This is a genomic window from Sphingobacterium sp. IITKGP-BTPF85, assembly GCF_001006065.1.
Classification (GTDB): Bacteria; Bacteroidota; Bacteroidia; order Sphingobacteriales; family Sphingobacteriaceae; genus Sphingobacterium; species Sphingobacterium anhuiense.
Genome location: NZ_ASZT02000267.1, coordinates 1 through 2,376 on the forward strand (window position 1 = coordinate 1; position 2,376 = coordinate 2,376).

The window sequence follows — 2,376 nt, forward strand, 5'->3', positions numbered from 1 at the left end:
TTAGTCAATGACGGCGGTAACTGGAAAGTATCCCAATCGATCAACTCGTACAAGTAATTTACTGTTTAATCATATGTTTAATTAAGGCCACGTCGCGAGATGTGGCTTTTTTCTTGAACATTGAAGGGCTCTATCATCCCATCAAGCTAAATTATAGGTGATAAATTGTTTTTTTTGGTAAACGCGAAGTAGAAGTTTGAAGGCAAACAAGATAAAGTATTTTATATGCTTAAGAATATGGCTATCTTAAAGACTTTGCCACGATGCATGAACTCGGTCATCTTTCAAGCGCTCTTTCAGTTGGTCAGCTACCCAAAATTGACAAAGGAGGAACGAACTATATATGATATTCCTTCTAAATGTAAGTGGGGTTCCGAGGCATTGAGCATATACTAACAGAAACAACTGGAATGACTAGAGTAGCAATAGCAGATAGTTTTAAATATTAACCAATACGGTCAATTATTTTTGGAACGATAAATATTATTTCATATGTTAGCAATATTGCTATTTATTATATCTTAGACCATGATCGTTACTTAATGGAGAAAAAACATTAATAAATTACTGTTTAAGGGGTATTGGAGTCTTGGTCGTATTTACTTATTTATATGGTATTAGCGATGGAGTTTTTCAATACAGTGGAAAATCGAGAAGATTTTATATAGAATCTATCCACTATTATATTTTGTGGGTTCTTCCAAATTGGTGGTTAATTATTCTTGTCGGAGGTCTGATGATAGGATTTACTTCCTACTTTATAAAACGGACTATTGATAACCTATAGTGTAGTTTATAAATATAATGCTCAATGGGGTAGCATTAATCAATATATTTGATAAGGGATAATAAAGCGTCTATTTAAAATGAGTACATTCGATTTTTTTAAACGATGGAATAGCAAACCTTCGATAAAGGAGAGATTAAGAAAACTGCTTAATTCCCTTAATGAATCATTTGCTGATAAGCAATATTTTCAACAAAGTGTAGAATACAACCATCAGGAGGAGTGGGAGCTTGCAATTGAAAGTTTGATAGAATTGGGCAGTAGCGGTCCCGCACAGTTCACTAAAGAAGTGTGGGGTGAACTATATCAGCTAGCTATCGAAATAGGGCTAGATGAAGACGCAAACTATTGCCGAGAACAAATTGACCTGATAACTTATGAAATAGACGAGGTTGATGAATTAGGATTTACTAAGTCTGAATTGGAAGAGTATGACAAGCACGTCAGATTCTATTATACCAATATCCTCAATTCGCTTATCCTGTTCACTTATAAATCTAGAGAACTAGAGCTTATGGCATCTCCAATTTTCAACCCAATGACAGAGCTTTATGAGGAATTGGAATATGCATTTACACCGGTGTGCTTCGAAACGGTATTTAGGAAAAACCTAATACCAATCATATACAAAAAAGAACTATTGACGTTCAAAACTAAGGTCGATCAAATGCCAAGTGAGATATGGGATTGGGAATATTTGGAAGAACACCCGAGCTGGATAAACATAAGAACTGATGCTGAAGAAATATTAAAGAAAATGGGAATAACGCACCGCGTATATGATTATTCATTCACCAATATAATATCATCAAGTGGAGAAGTGATCAAAAAGAAAGAAAAGTGAAGATGGCTGAGATCTCGGCCATTTTGATAAACTTTTTTTAGAAGAAGTAGCATCTAAAAAACTACTCATTTGAGATGTTTTTTAGAATAAATAATTAACAATATGACCGTAGAAAATCGAAAGTCGTTCTTAGAAATTAAAGTTATTTGGAAGGATGACGAAATGTTTGAGCTAAGGGTAACAGCGTCAAATATTAACTTTTTGGAACAACAGATGTATATGATAAATCAGAATGCTTAGCTAATTTCGCAAAGACTTTAAAAGGTTTTCCGAATGATAACGAAACAATATTCTATGAATTAGGAAAGAAAGACTGTTATGCTTACTTTTCTATGAAATATTATTCAATCGGTAAAAGTGGTTATATTGGAGTGGAAATAAATCTCGAGAGCGATGTGCCAACTGTATATCGACAAGAGGAAAAGAATAAAATAAAACTGGAAATTATTGTTGAGCCAACTGCAATTGACAATTTTCAAAAAGAACTATTTTATATTGCTTCTAGAGAAGAAGGAGTAGCCACACTGCTCGCCACGAATGATGTACTTACATTTAACAAGTTTATAATATAAATGAACATTCAAATGCAGAATATCTTTTCTCAATTCTGATTTTATGAAAGAACATTACCTTATCAAATGAAAGTGCAGCAAAGGTAGTATGAACAGTTTTATTTGCTAATTTACATTTTAAAAGCAAATAAAAATGATTTTATTGTTTATAGGCACAAATGTTTTAGGACCTT

General features: G+C 33.0%; 2 protein-coding genes. Both read left to right on the plus strand.

Going from position 1 to position 2,376, the window contains the following annotated elements:
* Nucleotides 1-866: 866 nt before the first annotated feature.
* Nucleotides 867-1,631, plus strand: coding sequence for a hypothetical protein (locus tag L950_RS27430; protein WP_021190971.1), 765 nt, complete (start codon nucleotides 867-869; stop codon nucleotides 1,629-1,631).
* Between the two features lie 332 nt (nucleotides 1,632-1,963).
* Entirely contained in the window at nucleotides 1,964-2,203 is a 240-nt protein-coding gene (locus L950_RS24920) for a hypothetical protein (RefSeq protein ID WP_021190973.1), read from the plus strand.
* The last annotated feature ends 173 nt before the right edge of the window (nucleotides 2,204-2,376 follow it).

What these genes read in the sequence shown, in the direction of transcription:
- L950_RS27430 (WP_021190971.1), top strand. Translation starts at nt 867, where the DNA reads ATGAGTACATTCGATTTTTTTAAACGATGGAATAGCAAACCTTCGATA.
- L950_RS24920 (WP_021190973.1), top strand. Translation starts at nt 1,964, where the DNA reads ATGAAATATTATTCAATCGGTAAAAGTGGTTATATTGGAGTGGAAATA.